Source organism: Tropicimonas sp. TH_r6 (assembly GCF_033101155.1).
Classification (GTDB): domain Bacteria; phylum Pseudomonadota; class Alphaproteobacteria; order Rhodobacterales; family Rhodobacteraceae; genus Tropicimonas.
The window spans coordinates 33,457-51,519 of sequence record NZ_JAWMPX010000027.1 but is presented as its reverse complement, the minus strand read 5'-3'; the positions used below and the strand labels follow the sequence as shown (position 1 = coordinate 51,519).

Genomic DNA, 18,063 nt, shown 5'->3' with positions numbered 1-18,063 from the left:
ATGGCCCTTGCCTTCCAACTGCCCCGCGCCGCAACCGGCCTTTTCCAGGGTCGGATGACGGACATGATCGAGACCGGGAAGCTGAACCGCGCCCGCCGCAAGGCCTATCTGCAAACGCTGGGCGAGCTTCGCCAGATGAGCGAGAAGGACCTTGCCGATATCGGGCTTTCCAGCGTCATGATCCGCGACATTGCCCTGCAGGCGGCGGACCGCGTAACCTTGGAATAGCCATCCGGAAAACTGTCTCCGACCCTGTTTGCCGATCTGACGGAGACGCACTCCACCCTGCGTCGTCGTCAATCTGTCTTTAGGACGAAAAAACCGAATGGGCCTTATTGGCGGAACGCAACGCCACTGGCTTCGAGCACCGGCAGCGGAACGTGGCGTTCGTTGCGCCCGACGGCTTCGCAGACCTGGACAAGATCCTCGATATCGACAGGTTTTCGCAGCGTAGCGGCCACAGCCGGCGACATGGCGAAGAGCGTGCGGCGTGAGTATTCCGCCGAGCCGCTGACGATCACCACCTTGCACAATGGGTTGCGATAGGTCGCAAGCGTCGCCACGCCGAGCGCTTTCTTGCCATGAAGGCAGAGATCGAGAATGACGAGATCATGGGGCGTCTTCTGTAGCGACGTCACCGCAGCGGTTTCCGTATCGACTATCCGGACGTCATGCCCCGCATTTTCCAGGACCTCCCCCCAAAGAAAGGCCAGGTTCGGGTCGTCCTCGACAACCAATACGTCCATGCGTACCCTCCGCGACTCAGCGAGCCAGAACTCGCGTCTCCGGCCCCCTTCATACACACAAAATGTCGCAGGTCAAAAGGGCACATCGCCTGCTGAATCCGCCGGAACGACGAATTTCGCGACAACTTTCTTTACCCCGGCCTTGTCGAAGGCGATCTCGAGCTTGTCCCCCTCGATTGCCGTAACGGCACCATAGCCGAATTTCTGGTGGAAAACCCGGTCACCGAGGCCGAAGGACGAGACCGCGTCGAGATCGATGGTCACGTTGCGGCTCTCGCGCGGCTGGCTCATGCCACGGGACTGGCTGCGCGCCTGCATCCGTTTCCAGCCCGGAGAATTGTAGACATCGGCGCGGGACGCCTGATCATGCAGGTCCGACCGCACGGGCTGCGCCGTCGCTGCCGCGCCATAGCCGCCGCCATACAGACCGGGCGGGGTCAGCACGTCGACATTCTCTTCCGGCAACTCATCGATGAAGCGCGAGGGCAACGCCGATTGCCACTGCCCGAAGATCCGCCGGTTGGCGGCGAAAGAAATCGTGCAAAGCCGTTCGGCCCGCGTGATGCCGACATAGGCCAGCCGCCGCTCCTCCTCGAGCCCCTTGAGCCCGGTCTCGTCCATCGCCCGCTGATTGGGAAACAGCCCGTCCTCCCAGCCCGGCAGGAAAACGGCCGGGAATTCCAGCCCTTTGGCGCCATGCAGCGTCATCAGCGTGACCTTCGGCTCGCCATCATCGGTCTCATTGTCCATGATCAACGAGACATGCTCGAGAAAGCCTTGAAGATTTTCAAAGTTTTCCAACGCCTTGACCAGTTCCTTGAGGTTCTCCAACCGCCCCGGTGCCTCCGGAGACTTGTCGTTCTGCCAATACGCCGTGTAGCCGGATTCCTCCAGGATCGTCTGGGCCAGCTCGATATGCGAGACCTGCGGACCCGCGGTCACGCCCGGCTCCGGCGCCGCGAACAGCCCGTCGTCAAGCACATCATCATCGTCCGGCAACGGCGGTGCTGTCCCGACGACCGCCCGGTGCCAGCGCTCAAGCCCGTCAAGCAACGTCCCAAGCGCCTTGGCGCCCTTGCCCGTCAGCCCCTTGGCCGCCAGCAGGATCTTTGCCCCTTCGACCAGCGAGACGCCATTGGTCCGCGCCGCGATCTGGATTTTCTGTTGTGCCTTGTCGCCCAGCCCCCGCTTGGGTGTATTGACGATGCGCTCGAAGGCGAGATCGTCCTCCGGGCTGACGGCGAGGCGGAAATAGGCCATCGCATCGCGGATCTCCATCCGCTCGTAGAAACGCGGCCCGCCGATGACGCGGTAGGGCAGGCCAATGGTCAGGAAGCGGTCCTCGAAGGCCCGCATCTGGTGCGATGCGCGGACGAGAATGGCGCATTGGTCGAGGCCGAGTGGCGCGAGCCCGCGCGTCCCCTGCCCCATCGCCTCCAGTTCCTCGCCGATCCAGCGCGCTTCTTCCTCGCCATCCCAATGGCCGATGAGGCGGACCTTTTCGCCTCCGTCGGCCGCCGTCCAGAGCGTCTTGCCGAGTCGTCCCTTGTTGGCTTCGATCACGCCGGACGCGGCGGCGAGGATATGCGCGGTAGAGCGGTAGTTCTGCTCCAGCCGGATCACCGTCGCGCCCGGAAAATCCTTTTCGAACCGCAGGATATTGCCGACCTCGGCGCCGCGCCAGCCATAGATCGACTGGTCGTCATCGCCCACGCAGCAGATATTCTGATGCGCCCCGGCCAGCAGCCGCAGCCAGAGATATTGCGCGACATTGGTGTCCTGGTATTCGTCGACGAGAATGAAGCGGAACCAGCGCTGATATTGCGCCAGCACATCCTCGTGCCGTTGGAAAATCGTAACGACATGCAACAGCAGGTCGCCGAAATCCACCGCGTTGAGCGTCCGCAGCCGCGCCTGATACGCACGATACAAGGCAACGCCCTTGTTGTCGAAAGCCCCCGCCTCGGCAGTGGGAACGTTTTCCGGCGTCCAAGCGCGATTCTTCCAGTTATCGATGACCTGCGCCAGATGTCGGGCAGGCCAGCGCTTCTCGTCGATATTGGCCGCCGCGATCAGCTGCTTGAGCAGGCGGATCTGGTCATCGGTGTCCAGGATGGTGAAATTCGATTTCAGGTCGACCAGTTCGGCATGGCGCCGTAGCAGCTTCACGCAGATCGCATGGAAGGTTCCGAGCCAGGGCATCCCCTCCAGTTCCATCCCCAGCAGCCGCGCCACGCGCAGCTTCATCTCGCGGGCGGCCTTGTTGGTGAAGGTCACCGCCAGGATCTCGTTCGGCCGCGCCTTGCCCGAATTCAGCAGATGCGCAATCCGCGCCGTCAACGCCTTGGTCTTGCCTGTCCCTGCGCCCGCCAGCATCAGCACCGGCCCTTCCAACGCCTCCACGGCTTCCCGCTGGGCGGGATTCAACTCGTCGAGATAGGGGGCCGGGCGCGCCGCCATGGCGCGCTGCGACAGGGGAACCGCGGCCGCGAAGGCCTCGTCTTCATCGAAACTGCTCATGGCCGAACCATATCCGTCTCTGCGTGGAAGGAAAACCTTTGTTCGCCATGTGTTCCGTAGAGGCGGGCCATCAAAGATCTTTCAAACGGGCCAATAATTGTCTACTTTTATAGCCAAGAAGAGCAATTATCGACAAAACCGGTCGCGACATACCAACTTTTACGTTATTGCCATGCAAACCCAATCCGCCTTACACAATTGCTGCGACTGCAAAAGGGAACCATCGATGTCCGATTTCAAGAAAATCCTCGTCGCCAACCGTGGCGAGATCGCCATCCGCGTCATGCGCGCGGCTTCCGAGATGCGCAAGCGCACGGTGGCCGTCTACGCGGAAGAGGACAAGCTCTCGCTGCACCGGTTCAAGGCGGACGAGGCCTATCCGATCGGTGCCGGCATGGGCCCCGTCCAGGCATATCTTTCGATCGACGAGATCATCCGGGTCGCGCTTGAATGCGGCGCCGATGCGATCCATCCGGGTTACGGCCTGCTCTCTGAAAACCCCGATTTCGTCGATGCCTGTACCGCCAATGGCATCGCCTTCATCGGACCGAAGGCCGAGACCATGCGCCAGCTTGGTGACAAGGCCTCCGCGCGCAAGATCGCCGTCGAGGCGGGCGTGCCGGTCATCCCGGCCACCAATGTGCTCGGCGATGACATGGACGCAGTCAAGAAAGAAGCAGCCGAGATCGGCTACCCTCTCATGCTCAAGGCAAGCTGGGGCGGTGGCGGGCGCGGCATGCGTCCGATCCTGGGCGAGGACGAGCTGGTCGAGAAGGTGCTCGAAGGGCGGCGCGAGGCCGAGGCCGCCTTTGGCAATGGCGAGGGCTTCCTGGAGAAGATGATCCAGCGCGCCCGCCATGTGGAAGTGCAGATCCTCGGCGACCACCATGGCCGCATCTACCATCTTTACGAGCGCGACTGCTCTGTTCAACGCCGCAACCAGAAGGTCGTCGAACGCGCCCCCGCGCCCTACCTGTCGAGCGCCCAACGCGAGAAGATCTGCAATCTCGGCAAGCGCATCTGCGAACATGTGGACTACCAATGCGCGGGCACGGTCGAGTTCCTCATGGATATGGACACCGGCGAGTTCTACTTCATTGAGGTGAACCCACGCGTGCAGGTCGAGCATACCGTGACCGAAGAGATCACCGGGATCGACATCGTGCGGGCCCAGATCCTTGTCACCGAAGGCAAGAGCCTCATCGAAGCCACCGGTACGGCGTCGCAATATGACGTCAAGCTCGACGGCCACGCCATGCAATGCCGGATCACCACCGAGGATCCGCGCAACAACTTCATCCCCGACTACGGCCGCATCACCGGCTATCGCGGCGCCACCGGCATGGGCGTTCGCCTCGATGGCGGCACGGCCTATACCGGCGCCGTCATCACCCGCTATTACGATTCGCTGCTGGAGAAGGTGACCGTCTGGGCGCCCACCCCCGAGGACGCGATCGCCCGGATGGACCGCGCCCTGCGCGAGTTCCGCATCCGAGGCGTGGCCACCAATATCGCCTTCGTCGAGAACCTGCTCGCGCATCCGATGTTCCTCAACAACGAGTACCACACCAAGTTCATCGACGAGACGGCCGAGCTCTTCCACTTCCCGGCGCGCAAGGACCGCGCGACCAAGCTCCTGAACTACATCGCCGACATCACCGTGAACGGCCATCCGGATGTCGCCGGCCGCGCCCGGCCGCCCGCCGATATCCGCCAGCCGCAAGTGCCGCCGCTGCAGACCCGCAAGCCGGTGCCGGGTACGCGCAACATCCTCGAGGAGTTCGGCCCGCAGGCCGTGGCCGACTGGATGGCGGATCAAAAACAGCTCCTGATCACCGACACCACGATGCGCGACGGCCACCAGTCGCTCCTGGCCACCCGCATGCGCTCGATCGACATGATCAACGTGGCCCCGGCCTATTCGGCCAACCTGCCGCAGCTTTTCTCGGTCGAATGCTGGGGCGGCGCGACCTTCGACGTGGCTTATCGGTTCCTGCAGGAATGCCCCTGGCAGCGCCTGCGCGAGCTGCGCGCCGCGATGCCGAACCTTATGACGCAAATGCTGCTGCGCGGGGCCAATGGTGTCGGGTACACGAACTACCCCGACAATGTCGTGCAGGCTTTCGTCAAGCAGGCCGCCGAGACCGGCGTTGACGTGTTCCGCGTCTTCGACAGCCTGAACTGGGTCGAGAACATGCGCGTCGCCATGGATGCGGTGGTCGAGAACAACAAGGTCTGCGAAGGCACGGTCTGCTACACGGGCGATATCCTGAACCCGGACCGCGCCAAATACGACCTGAAATACTATGTCGCCACGGCCAAAGAGCTGAAGGCCGCCGGCGCCCATATCCTCGGGCTCAAGGACATGGCCGGCCTGCTCAAGCCCGCCGCCGCGCGCGTGCTGATCAAGACGCTGAAAGAAGAGGTCGGGCTGCCGATCCACTTCCACACCCATGACACTGCCGGCATCGCCTGCGCGACCATCCTCGCGGCCTCTGAAAGCGGTGTGGACGCGGTGGATTGCGCCATGGATGCCTTCTCCGGCAACACCAGCCAGGCCACGCTCGGCACGGTTGTCGAGGCGCTCGCCCATACCGAGCGCGATACCGGTCTCGATATCGAGGAGATCCGCCAGATCTCCAACTATTTCGAAGCCGTGCGCAGCCATTATGTCGCCTTCGAAAGCGGCATGCAGGCCCCGGCCTCCGAGGTCTACCTGCACGAGATGCCCGGCGGACAATTCACCAATCTCAAGGCGCAGGCCCGCTCCATGGGGCTGGAAGAGCGCTGGCACGAGGTTGCGCATGTCTATGCCGAGGTGAACCAGATGTTCGGCGATATCGTGAAGGTCACGCCCAGTTCGAAGGTCGTCGGTGACATGGCGTTGATGATGGTCTCCCAAGGCCTGACCCGCGCCGATGTCGAGAACCCGGAACGCGATGTCGCCTTCCCGGATTCCGTGATCGACATGATGCGTGGTGCGCTTGGTCAGCCTCCCGGCGGTTGGCCCGAGGCGTTGCAGTCCAAGATCCTCAAGGGCGAGACGCCGTCGGTCGAACGGCCCGGCAAGAATGTCCCGCCGGTCGACCTCGACGCCGTGCGCGCCGAGATGAAGGCCAAGTTCGGCTTCGAGCCAGATGACGAGGACATGAACGGCTACCTTATGTATCCCAAGGTCTTCGCCGATTACGTGACCCGGCATGACGAATATGGCCCGGTCCGTGTCCTGCCGACCCATGCCTATTTCTACGGCATGCAGCCCTCCGAGCAGATCGCGCCGGCCATCGAAGCCGCCAAGACGCTGGAGATCCGCATGCAGGCGGTCTCGGAGACCAATGAGGAAGGCGAGGTGAAGGTCTTCTTCGAGCTCAATGGCGAGCCGCGCACCATCCGCGTGCCGGACCGCAAGATGCAAGGCGCCGTGGCCGTCCGCCCGAAGGCCGACATCACGAATGCGGACCATATCGGCGCGCCGATGCCCGGCTCCATTGCCTCCGTGGGCGTGAAGCCCGGACAACATGTCACGACCGGCGACCTGATGGTGACCATCGAGGCAATGAAGATGGAGACCGGCATCCATGCCGAGCGCGACGCCGTTGTGAAAGCGGTCCATGTCCATGCCGGCGAACAGGTCGATGCCAAGGATCTTCTGATCGAGCTGGAGTAAAACAGCGGGCGGCGCGATGTTTCGCGCCGCCACCCGGAAATCGATGCCCATGCAGGGCATTTTGATCCGCATGCGGACATTGGACCTGAGGGCTCATTGGCACGGCTTGGGGCGCAACTGATGCAAACGGCCGCCCCGTCCACAAATTGACAACGGCTCCATCTCCCCCTAAGAAATGCTGCAATGCAGAAACACGAAGCCGGGAGCGCCGGGATGCGGACCAGCCAGAGCACCGAGACCGAGATTTCCATCGCGCAGGTACTGTTTTCACCGCTGCGGGGGCTGTGGGAGATGATCATCGCGCCGGGTCGGCAGGCCGCGCGGATCGACCAGGTCCGGATTCTCCAAAGCCTCGGCGACGAACAGCTCGCGGAGCGCGGAATGACCCGCGCCACCATGCTGCAGCACCTCTATGCCGGCCCGCTCTATAACGGCCCGATCCGCCGCGAGACTGTTGCCGAAGACCCGCTTCGGGACGGAATGACCGCCGGCTGATCCGGTCGACATCGCCATTTTGACACCACCGTGATAGCTGCGCTGAGATGGGGCCGGAACCTGGCCCGCTGAGGCGATACGCATGCGTTTACTCTCGATACTGGTTCTGGCGGGTCTGCCGGGGTCAGCCATGGCGACGGACTGCCCGACCCGCGCTGAGCTCGATCAGGGCGCGACGGCCTACGCCACCTATCCCGATGGCGGCACCGTTGGCCTGCGCTGGCTGGGGGCTGGAATGATCCAGGAGACAACGCGCTTTCCCGATGGGGAAGGCGAGTTCCGGATGATCTCGATGGGCGGTGTCTTCATCATCGACGAGGTGAATCTCGACGGCGACGAAGAGCTGGAAAACAGCCGCATCCTGTCGCGTTTCCCGGGCGGGTTGCATGAGAAGATGCCCGTGCGCCCCGATACGGAAATGACCGTCACGGCAATGAATCGCTTCGCCGACGGCACCGAGTCGGAAGAAGAAGTCATCGAGATGAAGAGCGGCAGTCTCGCCGCGATCACTATCGCTGGCTGCCCGTATCAAGGCTTTCCGATCCTGCTGACCTATCACTGGGACGCGGATTTCTTCACCTCGATGATGACGCATCTTCCAGAGCTCGGCCTCTCGCTGGAACTGGCGCGGATGGACCCTGACGGCGGCACGCAGCCTTACGCGCCTGAACGCTTCAGCCTGACCCCGCCCTGACTCCACAAATACCCGGGTTGGGCTTCACATGCTGCAGCGCGGCGGCTAGGCTCTCGCGATCGGAACCAGAGGCGGGAGCGACAGATGGAGCGGGCAGTCAGGGTCGAGCGGCAATCAGGCTCAGAAACCGTCGATTCCGTGCTTCTGGATTACGAGGGTCGCTTCCTGAGGCGCAAACGGTTGGAGACGGCGTCCGGAACGGATCTGCTCGTGGACCTGCCGGAAACGGTCTCGCTCGAGGATGGCGATGCGCTGGTGCTGGAAAGCGGTGCGCATGTCGCAATCGTCGCGGCGCAGGAGCCGCTCCTCTCCGTGACCGGGGCGAACCTTGCGCGGCTGGCCTGGCATGTCGGCAACCGCCACACACCCTGCCGGATCGAGGCTGACCGGCTGTTGATCCGGGAGGATCGGGTGCTGGCGCAGATGCTGGAAGGGCTCGGCGCCACGGTCGCGCCGATCTCCGCGCCCTTCACCCCGGAAGGCGGCGCCTATGGGCACGGCCGGACGTTGGGACACAGCCATGGCGAGGACGGGCATCACGCGCATGAGCACTGAGTCCGAGACAACATCCGCTTTGCTGCAGCTGACGCAATGGCTTTCGCCGGCCTTCCCGCTCGGCGCCTTCGCCTATTCGCACGGACTCGAAACGGCGATCGCGGACGAGACGGTCCGGGACGCGACAAGCCTCGAACGCTGGCTCACCGTTATTCTCACGCAGGGCGCAGGCCGCAGCGACGCGATCCTGCTCGCCCATGCCCTGCGCGCGCCGGATCAGGCCGGTGCACTGGCCGATCTGGCCGAGGCGCTGGCGACGTCGCGGGAGCGCTGGCAGGAAACGCAGGCGCAGGGCGCCGCCTTCACCCGCACCGTGAATGCGATGACCGGGAGCACAGTGCCGGAACGCCCGCTGCCGGTCGCACTCGGCGTGGCGGCGGCGGAGTTGCCGCTTGCACCCGCGCAGGTCGTGGCGCTCTACCTGCATAGCTTCATGGGCAACCTCGCTTCGGCAGGCATCCGGTTCATCCCTCTCGGCCAAAGCGACGGGCAAGCGGTGCTGGCGCGGCTGAAAGAGGCAATTGTCGCGGTTGCGGAGGCTTCTGTTGAGGCCTCTCTCGAAGATATCGGCAGCGCAGCCTTCGGCGCGGATCTCGCCGCGATCCGCCACGAGGAACAGGAGGTTCGGCTCTTCCGGAGCTGACCAATAGACGGAGAGACAGTGATGAGCAGCCCCAACGGACCCTTGCGCGTCGGCATCGGCGGCCCGGTCGGCGCCGGCAAGACCACCCTGTCGGCGGAGCTTTGCAAGGCGCTGGCGGACGAGGTCTCGATGGCCGTGGTCACCAACGACATCTACACGCGGGAGGATGCCGATTTCCTCATGCGCGCACAGCTCCTGCCGAGCGAGCGGGTGCGCGGTGTAGAGACAGGCGGCTGTCCGCATACAGCGATCCGCGAAGATGCCTCGATCAATCTCGCCGCCATCGATGAGCTGGTGACCCGGTTCCCGGATCTGGACCTGGTTCTGATCGAGTCGGGCGGCGACAACCTGGCCGCGACTTTCAGCCCGGAACTGGCGGATCTGACGCTCTATGTGATCGACACCGCCGCCGGGCAGGACATCCCGCGCAAGAAGGGGCCGGGCGTGACCCGGTCGGACCTGCTCGTGGTGAACAAGACCGATCTCGCCCCGCATGTCGGGGTCGATCCCGTCCAACTCGAACGCGATGCGGCGGCGGCACGAGGGGCACGGCCTTTCGTCATGGCGGCGCTGCGCAGTGGGATGGGGGTTGAGGAGATCGTTGCCTTCATTCGGCGCGAAGGTGGGCTTTGATCGCGATATAAAGTCGGCGGCACTTTGCTGCTGTGCGGACGGTGCGGCCCTTCGCTGCGAATGCAAATTCGTGCGCCGCAAGCCGTGTCAGCGCCCAGAAGTGCTCAGTCAAGGCGTCGTCCTACGACTCAACCCAGCCACCCCTCCGAGCGCAAAACGGGCCGACATCCCGCCCCGCCTTGCGTCGGCAGACGATCAGAACAGGAAATACCGCTGCGCCATCGGCAACTCGCTGGCGGGCTCGCAGGTCAGCAGCTCGCCATTGGCGCGCACTTCGTAGGTCTCCGGATTGACCTCGATCTCGGGCCGGGCGTCGTTCATCACCATGTCCGACTTGCCGATCCCGCGCGTGTCACCCACCGCCAAAGTGTCCTTGGCCAGCCCCAGCGACGCACCGATCCCTTCCGCCTGGGCCGCCGCCGACACAAAGCACACCGCCGAACGCTCGACCGAGCGGCCATAGGCGCCAAACATCGGGCGCGTATAGACAGGCTGCGGCGTCGGGATCGAGGCGTTCGGATCGCCCATCTGCGCCACGGCAATTGTCCCGCCCAGCAGCACCATCTCCGGTTTCACACCGAAAAAGGCCGGCGACCAGAGCACGAGATCCGCCCGCTTGCCTTCCTCGATCGCGCCGATATGCCCCGAGATACCATGCGCGATGGCCGGGTTGATGGTGTACTTGGCGACGTAGCGCTTGACGCGGACATTGTCATTGTCCCCCGTCTCATCGGACAAGCGTCCACGCTGGACCTTCATCTTGTGCGCCGTCTGCCAGGTCCGGATGATCACCTCGCCGACGCGGCCCATCGCCTGGCTGTCCGAAGCGATGATCGAGAAGGCACCCATGTCGTGCAGGATATCCTCGGCCGCGATGGTCTCCTTGCGGATCCGGCTCTCGGCAAAGGCCACGTCCTCGGGGATCGCCTTGTCGAGATGGTGGCAGACCATGAGCATGTCGAGATGCTCTTCCAGCGTGTTGACCGTGTAGGGCCGGGTCGGGTTGGTCGAGCTGGGAAGCACATGTTCCTCGCCGACCACCTTGATGATATCCGGCGCGTGACCGCCCCCTGCCCCCTCGGTGTGGAAGGCGTGGATGGTCCGGCCCTTCATCGCTTTCACGGTGTTCTCGACGAATCCCGATTCGTTCAGCGTGTCGGTGTGGATCATCACCTGCACATCCATCGCGTCCGCGACGGACAGGCAGCAGTCGATGGCGGCGGGGGTCGTGCCCCAGTCCTCGTGCAGCTTGAGCGCGCAGGCGCCGGCCTTGACCTGTTCTTCCAGCGCCGCCGGGAGCGAGGCATTGCCCTTGCCGGCGAAGGCGAGGTTCATCGGGAAGGCATCCGCCGATTGCAACATGCGCCCGATATGCCAGGGCCCGGGCGTGCAGGTCGTCGCCAGCGTGCCATGCGCTGGACCGGTTCCGCCGCCAAGCATGGTGGTGAGGCCGGAATGTAGTGCGTCATCGATCTGCTGCGGGCAGATGAAATGGATGTGGCTGTCGAACCCGCCGGCGGTCAGGATCTTGCCCTCGCCCGCAATGGCCTCGGTGCCGGGGCCAACGACGATGTCAACGCCGGGCTGAGTGTCCGGGTTGCCTGCCTTGCCGATCTTGGCGATCCGCCCATCCTTCAGCCCGATATCGGCCTTGTAGATGCCGGTCACGTCGAGGATCAGCGCATTGGTGATGACCGTGTCGACGGCCCCCTCTGCGCGGGTCGCCTGGGACTGGCCCATGCCGTCCCGGATCACCTTGCCGCCGCCGAATTTCACCTCTTCGCCGTAGCTTGTAAGGTCTTTCTCAACCTCGATGACGAGATCGGTGTCGGCCAGGCGTACCCGGTCTCCGGTGGTCGGTCCGAACATCGCGGCATAGGCGTCGCGGGAAATCTTGGCAGGCATGACTGGCCTCTCGGGTCGGTTGGTCTTCAGGCCTCGCCGCCAAGGCGACGAAGGTTCCTGTTGGTTTCTGTGCGAAGCGGGTGCAGCGCGGCGGCGATAACCTGATCCGGACGCTGACCGCCAAAAGCGGTCAGCCCGGCGGCCATGGCCGCGGCGGCGAAGGCCGGCGGTTTTTCGGCGAACATCCGATGGATTTCCGCACCGCTCATCGGCCGGAAGCCGCAAAACGCCCCGGTCCGATAGGCAACGACCATGTTCGCCTCAACGGCAAGCATGGTCGCTTCCATCCCGGTATCGAGAAGGTCGCGTGAAAACTCGTTGGCTGTCGGGGATACGGGCGTCGTCATGCGCGCCCCCGGGAGTGGCTCAGCGACGAGGCCCCTTGGGATCCCGCACAGGGATCGGAATGGGCTGCGGCGCAGGCGCCAGCAGTCCAAGGAGACGGTCGATCAGGGTGAGCAGACGCATGAGAGGCCTTGTCTGGCTGTTTCTGACTGCCACACAAGGTAATCTCTCTTCCGCGAAGCGCAAGGGCGGAATCTGCGCTGTTAGCGATCACGCGTCATCCTTCTTCGTCGCAGCCGGGGTAGACTTGGCCGCAACGGGTTTCTTCGCGGGCGCCCGACGGCGCGGCGCGGGCTTCGCGACCGCCTCGACAGCCGGGACCGACTCAGCCGGTTTGGCCTTCGGAGCGGGTTTGGCGCGCGGTGCCGGCTTGGTCGCGGGCTTGACCTCCGCGACCGGCGCGGCGGCCTTGGTCAATGTCGCAGGAGTCTTGGGCTTGGACGGCGCGCGGCGACGCGGCGCGGGCTTCGACGGAGCCTCGGCCTTCACCTCTTCCTTGACGACTTTCGCCACCGGCTTCGCCACGTCCTTCGCGTCCTTCGTTGCCGGCTTCGGCGTCTCCAGCGGAACGACCTTGGCGGTCGGCTTGGCAGCGGTGCGGGCCGGCTTGCGGGCCGGCGCCTTGGCAGCCGGTTTCGGAGCGGCAGGCGACTTCGCTGCCGGCTTCGGCGCGGGTGCGACGGTCGCCTTCTGGGTCTCGGAGGACATGCCGGTCGGCGTGAAATACTTCATCAGCTCCGGCTTCGGCGTCATCGCGCCGCCGGTCCAGCTATCGGCCATTCCCATCGAAAGCCGCATCATCTCGAGCTGCAGCTCGGCGGTCTTGCTCCACATCGTCATACTCGTGCGCATGAAATCGACCGGGGTCATATATTGGAACATCTCATCAACTCCTGAATTGTCATCTGCCGCCCATGACTGGGCGGATCGTCGGCTGTCACGCTCGTCAGAGCTTTCCCATGACCGCCTGATTGAAACCAAAGACCCGGCGCGCGCCCGCGAGCGGCACCAGGGACACTTCCCGGCTCTGGCCGGGTTCGAAACGCACCGCGGTCCCCGCGGCAATGTCGAGCCGGCAGCCCTTTGCGGCCTCCCGGTCGAAGTCCAGCGCCGAGTTGGTCTCGGCGAAATGGTAGTGACTGCCGACCTGCACCGGACGGTCGCCGGTATTGGCCACCATCAGCGTGATGGCCGCGCGGCCCTCGTTGAGGGTGATCTCGCCCGGGACGGTCATGATTTCACCAGGGATCATTTCTCACTCTCCTTCTCGGGGGCCGGTTCCGGCGACTGAACCGCCTCCTGAACCGCCCGCAATGTCTCTTCTTCGCGTGTCGCCCCGGCCTCGCCATCAGTGCCGAGGGTGCGGCGTGTGCCGGGGGCCGCGATCTCGCCATCCCAGTTGTCATCATCCTTGCCCGCCGCCCCGGCCGGATCGCGCAGCACCGCCACAATATCCTTGCCGAAGAGCCCAAGAAGCCCGCCGAGCACCAGCAGGAAGGCGGAACTGTCCGCCCCCACCAGCCAGACCAGGAGTGCGGCCAGCAGCAGCATCGCCCCGAAAGTGATTGCGCGCAGTTCCTGAACGCCGAGCCAGAGCGCCATGCCGTCGATACGCCCGAGCGCGTCGCCCAGCGGGCGCTCCACATATGGCGTCACGAAACCGGCCATCAGGGCAAAGAGAAAGGAGGCGAACATCGCGTGGGTTCCTAGCGGATCGGGTGATGGACGGTGACGAGCTTCGTACCGTCCGGGAAGGTCGCCTCGACCTGCACTTCGTGGATCATCTCGGAGATCCCGTCCATGCATTGCTCCGCCGTGATCACCTTCGCGCCGGCTTCCATCAGTTCGGCCACGGAGGTGCCGTCCCGCGCGCCCTCGACCACGAAATCGGTGATCAGCGCAATCGCCTCGGGGTGGTTCAGCTTGACGCCGCGCGCCAGCCGGCCCCGCGCCACCATCGCGGCGAGCGAAACCAGGAGCTTGTCCTTTTCACGGGGGGTCAGGTTCATGTCTTACCTCAGATCTGCCAGACGCGCGGCGGCACCGTGCCCCTGATATGTGTCAACAGCTTGACCATCAGCCGCCGGAGCGGCCAGCCATCGCGTGCGGTCATTCGGACAAGGCAGCGCCCGTCCCAGCCGGAAGCGGCGGCGTCGACGCCGTCCTCCTCCTCCAGCAGCGCCCGGATCGGCGCCAGCGCATCCTCCGCGCCGGGGCAGACCAGCGCCACCAGCGCCACGGCCCGCGCCTCGCCCAGCATCGCCGGGTCACCGGCGAGCGCAAGGCTCTCTCCATTCATGCGCACCGCGTCGACCAGGACGGGCTTGCCGTCCCGCGTCACGTCGCGCCGGTCTCGCAGCCAGAGCCTGTCCACGCTCTCGCCCATCGCCGTCCGGCCGAAAACCAATGTCTCGCAGAAGAGCAACCGGGCGTCGCCCTCCAGCGCGATCCGTGTCTCCCGTTCTAAAGACGCGCGATCGAAAAGGATCGTCTCCTGCGGCAGCCAGTCGAGCGAGGCCCCTGCCCCGGCCGTCAGCTGGCAGTCCACCCGCGCCGCCCCGGCATTTGCCTCATAGGCGCGCTCGGCCGTTTGAGTCGTCCCGGTCACGCGGACACCAGCCGGCACGTCGAGCCGATAGGACAGCCGGTCGCCACTTGTCAGCCCGCCCGCCGTGTTGAGAAACACGACCTCCGGATCGCCCGGGACCTGTGGCAGCATCGCCTTGGCGCAACCGGACTGGTGCAAATGCTTGAGCCGGGCCCGTCCATCGCGGCAGACGAATCCCGCTTCGGCCCGCCCTTTGGCGCGCTGAAGCGTCTGATCTGCCGGTTCAAGGTCGAACATGGAACCCCCGCAAGTTGGCCGGACCCTAGCGCGAAGCGACAAATGCTGCAATGCAGCATAGATGAATTCCACGGCGAAATGCTCAGTTTTCCGCTCAATGCCCGGAAATCAGGCAAGCAATTGCGCCGATTGCGGCTCCGCGCGCTCTGGCCTTGGCGCATTTGCTGGGCTAAGCCGCTCTTATCATGACCCAGACCCTGACGCTCCGCCGCCCCGATGACTGGCACTTGCACCTGCGCGATGGCGCGATGCTGGAAGCCGTCCTGCCCGAAAGCGCCCGCGATTTTGCCCGCGCCATCATCATGCCGAACCTCGTCCCCCCGGTGGTCACCTCGGCCGACGCGATCGCTTATCGGGACCGCATCCTCGCCGCCCTGCCCGACGGGGCCGACTTCACCCCGCTGATGACGCTCTATCTCACCGAATCCACCGACCCGGCCGATGTGGTCGCCGCCCATGCCTCCGGCCTGATCTCGGCCGTGAAGCTCTACCCGGCAGGCGCCACCACCAATTCCGCCTCCGGCGTGCGCGACTTCGACAAGGTGCGCGGCGTGCTGGACGCCATGGCCGAAGCCGGCATCCCGCTCTGTTTTCATGGTGAGGTCACCCGCGACGAGATCGACATCTTCGACCGCGAAGCCGTCTTCATCGAGGAGGTGCTCGACCCGATCCGCCAACGCACGCCCGGCCTGCGCGTGGTGATGGAGCATATCACCACGGCCGATGCCTGCGCCTACGTGAAGGAGAGCGACGGCTCGCTCGGCGCGACGATCACCACACATCACCTGATGATCAACCGCAACCACATCCTCGTGGGCGGGATCAAACCGCATTACTACTGCCTGCCCGTCGCCAAGCGCGAGAGCCATCGCGAAGCGCTGGTCGAGCTTGCCACGTCCGGTTTCGAACATGTCTTCCTCGGTACGGATTCGGCGCCCCACACCCAGGCCACCAAGGAATCCGACTGCGGTTGCGCCGGCGTCTTCTCGTCGAGTGTGACCATGCCCTGCCTGGCGCAGGTCTTCGACGACGCCGGCGCGCTGGACAAGCTCGAAGCCTTCACCTCGCTCAACGGCCCGGCCTTCTACCGCATGGCCCCGAACGAGGCGACGATGACGCTGATCAAGGGCACACCGTTGCAGATCCCCGCACCGCTGACGACCGATGACGGCCCGGTTGTGGTGTTTGATCCGGCCCGCCCGGTGCATTGGCACGTGAAGCGCTAACCGCTCAGCACACCAGCCTCGACAAGCGCGGCGGCAAAGCCCGCCGGGTTCTGTCGCACCATCATGTGCCCGGATTCCGGCACCACATGCACCCCGACTCCGTTGGCGCGCAGCCAGTTGGGGTCCGGCGCATCCGGCGTTGCCTCCTCCGGACTGGCCGGGAAAGTTTCTGCGCCATAGACGAAGCTTTTGGGCATCGGCAAGTCAAAGAACCGATGCGCAAAACCAAGCGGCAGGTCGACCAGTGCGCGGGCACTTCTGTGCAGCGCCTTCGGGTCTGCGAGCCGCCAGGCACCATAGAACTCGGCCGCGTCACCATCCCCCGCCATCGCTCGTTTGCGCAGCTTGTCGGTAATCGACGCCAGCCCGCCGGCCTCGAACGCCTCTTTGTCCATCAGGGCGATCTTGCGGCTTGCCGCCCCGCCGCCAGGCTTGAGGTTGCCCTCGGCCACCACCAGATGCCGCACTGCATCCGGGCGGGCCAGCGCCAGCGCAATCCCCACCGTACCACCCATCGAATGGCCAACAACGCTGACAGTCTCGCAACACAGGTAGTCCATAAGCCGACCCAGCACCTCGGCCTGCGCATCAAGCGTGCCCGAAAACCACGGCGCGGGGTCGCTGTCGCCCGAACCGAAATAATCCACCATCACGAGGCTGCGCCCTGCCAGTTCCGATTGCTGGGCCAGCCCGAGAAACGTCCAGCTCGCCGGGATACTCAGGCCCGGCAGGCAGAGCAGCACCTCATTGCCCCGCCCGACCCGGTGCCAGCGCAGGAACGCATCGTGATCTTCGTAGTACAGACTCTCCAAATCTCTCTCCTGCGGCGAATGCTCCGGGCTATAGAACCATCTCGGTCGAATCTGGCAATCCCCACGCCAATTCGGTATCGCCTGTCAAAGCCGAGAGAGGATGCGAAATGACGATTCCCACCACACATATTGACGACGCGACAATGGCCCGGATTTCCGCCGGCATGCTGCTGGAAATCGGCGCGGTGCATTTCAACGCCTCCGAGCCGTTCACGCTGGCCTCCGGCCTGCCCTCGCCGACCTATATCGACTGCCGCAAGCTGATCTCCTACCCGCGCATCCGCACCACGCTGATGGATTTCCTGACCGCCAAGGTCATGCGCGATGCGGGTTTCGAGGCCTTCACCAATATCGCCGGCGGCGAGACGGCGGGCATCCCCTTTTCCGCGATGGTCGCCGAGCGGATGGGCCTGCCGATGACCTATGTCCGCAAGAAGCCCAAGGGCTACGGGCGCAACGCCCGGATCGAGGGCGTGATGGGCGAGCAGGACCGGGTGTTGCTGATCGAGGACCTGACCACCGATGGCGGTTCCAAGCTGAGCTTTGTCGACGCGATCCGGGCAACCGGCGCAAGCTGCGCCCATACGGCCGTCATCTTCTATTACGGCATCTTCCCCGAGACGATCAAAACACTCGGTGATCACGGTGTCGCGCTGCATCACCTCTGCACCTGGCATGACGTCCTGGCCGAGGCGCGGCGCCGCGAAAGCTTCGATTCGGAGACGCTGGGCGAGGTCGAGTCCTTCCTCAACGATCCGCGTGCCTGGCAGGCTGCACGGAGCTGAGCGGGCGCGACAGACCGTCTCGCGCGGCGGGAAACCGCCGACGGGGGGGCGGTCGGGTCGCCTGAAAACTTGCAGGTCGCGTCAGGGGGTTATGAAGCTCCCTTCCGCGCTCCGATCCACCCACAGGTTTTCCACACACTTATACATTTTGACCGGCGCGCGGCCGGTTCTGTATGACCACGGAATACAAAT

The 18,063-nt window shown here is 64.6% G+C and carries 19 protein-coding genes; 9 read left to right on the top strand and 10 right to left on the bottom strand.

Annotated elements, in window-relative coordinates; genetic code table 11:
* Entirely contained in the window at window positions 1-228 is a 228-nt protein-coding gene (locus R3X27_RS20385) for a DUF1127 domain-containing protein (protein WP_317710734.1), read from the top strand.
* 104 nt (window positions 229-332) lie between these two features.
* Here the strand turns inward: R3X27_RS20385 and R3X27_RS20380 are convergent, their stop codons facing one another.
* Both R3X27_RS20380 and R3X27_RS20375 read right to left on the bottom strand, forming a co-directional pair.
* Window positions 333-746, bottom strand: a complete 414-nt coding sequence (locus tag R3X27_RS20380) for a response regulator (RefSeq protein WP_317710733.1) — start codon at window positions 744-746, stop codon at window positions 333-335.
* A gap of 72 nt (window positions 747-818) precedes the next feature.
* Complete coding sequence (locus tag R3X27_RS20375) at window positions 819-3,266, bottom strand: ATP-dependent helicase (RefSeq protein WP_317710732.1); 2,448 nt, start codon at window positions 3,264-3,266, stop codon at window positions 819-821.
* 226 nt (window positions 3,267-3,492) lie between these two features.
* Here R3X27_RS20375 and R3X27_RS20370 point away from each other — a divergent pair, with 226 nt between their 5' ends.
* From R3X27_RS20370 to ureG, 6 genes are all read left to right on the top strand, one after another.
* Window positions 3,493-6,933: a pyruvate carboxylase gene (locus R3X27_RS20370; protein WP_317710731.1), complete on the top strand. Its 3,441-nt coding sequence runs from the start codon at window positions 3,493-3,495 to the stop codon at window positions 6,931-6,933.
* Between the two features lie 183 nt (window positions 6,934-7,116).
* Entirely contained in the window at window positions 7,117-7,428 is a 312-nt protein-coding gene (locus R3X27_RS20365) for a hypothetical protein (protein WP_317710730.1), read from the top strand.
* An 82-nt stretch (window positions 7,429-7,510) separates the two neighbouring features.
* Window positions 7,511-8,122 carry a hypothetical protein gene (locus R3X27_RS20360; protein ID WP_317710729.1) on the top strand — a complete coding sequence of 204 codons (612 nt, stop codon included), beginning with the start codon at window positions 7,511-7,513 and terminating at the stop codon, window positions 8,120-8,122.
* A gap of 84 nt (window positions 8,123-8,206) precedes the next feature.
* A complete protein-coding gene (locus R3X27_RS20355; RefSeq protein ID WP_317710728.1) occupies window positions 8,207-8,677 on the top strand; it encodes an urease accessory protein UreE in 471 nt (156 codons plus the stop codon).
* The gene (locus tag R3X27_RS20350; RefSeq protein ID WP_317710727.1) at window positions 8,667-9,320 is read left to right on the top strand and encodes an urease accessory protein UreF; all 654 of its coding nucleotides are present in this window, start codon (window positions 8,667-8,669) and stop codon (window positions 9,318-9,320) included. Before R3X27_RS20355 ends, R3X27_RS20350 begins: the two co-directional genes overlap by 11 nt.
* 21 nt (window positions 9,321-9,341) lie before the next feature.
* The gene (ureG, locus tag R3X27_RS20345) at window positions 9,342-9,953 is read left to right on the top strand and encodes an urease accessory protein UreG (protein WP_317710726.1); all 612 of its coding nucleotides are present in this window, start codon (window positions 9,342-9,344) and stop codon (window positions 9,951-9,953) included.
* A 195-nt stretch (window positions 9,954-10,148) separates the two neighbouring features.
* Here ureG and ureC read toward each other — a convergent pair whose 3' ends face one another.
* The 7 genes from ureC to R3X27_RS20310 form a co-directional block, all read right to left on the bottom strand.
* The gene (gene ureC, locus R3X27_RS20340) at window positions 10,149-11,858 is read right to left on the bottom strand and encodes an urease subunit alpha (protein WP_317710725.1); all 1,710 of its coding nucleotides are present in this window, start codon (window positions 11,856-11,858) and stop codon (window positions 10,149-10,151) included.
* Window positions 11,859-11,884: 26 nt separating this feature from the next.
* Window positions 11,885-12,205 carry a hypothetical protein gene (locus R3X27_RS20335; RefSeq protein ID WP_317710724.1) on the bottom strand — a complete coding sequence of 107 codons (321 nt, stop codon included), beginning with the start codon at window positions 12,203-12,205 and terminating at the stop codon, window positions 11,885-11,887.
* A gap of 208 nt (window positions 12,206-12,413) precedes the next feature.
* Window positions 12,414-13,085 carry a hypothetical protein gene (locus R3X27_RS20330; protein ID WP_317710723.1) on the bottom strand — a complete coding sequence of 224 codons (672 nt, stop codon included), beginning with the start codon at window positions 13,083-13,085 and terminating at the stop codon, window positions 12,414-12,416.
* A gap of 64 nt (window positions 13,086-13,149) precedes the next feature.
* On the bottom strand, window positions 13,150-13,455 hold the full coding sequence (locus tag R3X27_RS20325) for an urease subunit beta (RefSeq protein ID WP_317710722.1): 306 nt from the start codon (window positions 13,453-13,455) through the stop codon (window positions 13,150-13,152).
* Window positions 13,452-13,898 (bottom strand): hypothetical protein, encoded by a 447-nt coding sequence (locus R3X27_RS20320; protein WP_317710721.1) that lies wholly within the window; start codon window positions 13,896-13,898, stop codon window positions 13,452-13,454. The genes R3X27_RS20325 and R3X27_RS20320 overlap by 4 nt, the downstream gene beginning before the upstream one ends.
* 11 nt (window positions 13,899-13,909) lie before the next feature.
* Complete coding sequence (locus R3X27_RS20315) at window positions 13,910-14,212, bottom strand: urease subunit gamma (protein WP_317710720.1); 303 nt, start codon at window positions 14,210-14,212, stop codon at window positions 13,910-13,912.
* Between the two features lie 8 nt (window positions 14,213-14,220).
* Window positions 14,221-15,048: an urease accessory protein UreD gene (locus tag R3X27_RS20310; RefSeq protein WP_317710719.1), complete on the bottom strand. Its 828-nt coding sequence runs from the start codon at window positions 15,046-15,048 to the stop codon at window positions 14,221-14,223.
* A gap of 185 nt (window positions 15,049-15,233) precedes the next feature.
* On the opposite strand from R3X27_RS20310, the gene pyrC reads away from it, so the two are divergent.
* A complete protein-coding gene (pyrC, locus tag R3X27_RS20305) occupies window positions 15,234-16,274 on the top strand; it encodes a dihydroorotase (RefSeq protein WP_317710718.1) in 1,041 nt (346 codons plus the stop codon).
* Here the strand turns inward: pyrC and R3X27_RS20300 are convergent.
* Window positions 16,271-17,086, bottom strand: coding sequence for an alpha/beta hydrolase (locus R3X27_RS20300; protein ID WP_317710717.1), 816 nt, complete (start codon window positions 17,084-17,086; stop codon window positions 16,271-16,273). The genes pyrC and R3X27_RS20300 overlap by 4 nt on opposite strands.
* A gap of 107 nt (window positions 17,087-17,193) precedes the next feature.
* Between R3X27_RS20300 and R3X27_RS20295 the strand changes: the two genes are divergently transcribed.
* Entirely contained in the window at window positions 17,194-17,871 is a 678-nt protein-coding gene (locus R3X27_RS20295; protein ID WP_317710716.1) for an orotate phosphoribosyltransferase, read from the top strand.
* Window positions 17,872-18,063: the final 192 nt, after the last annotated feature.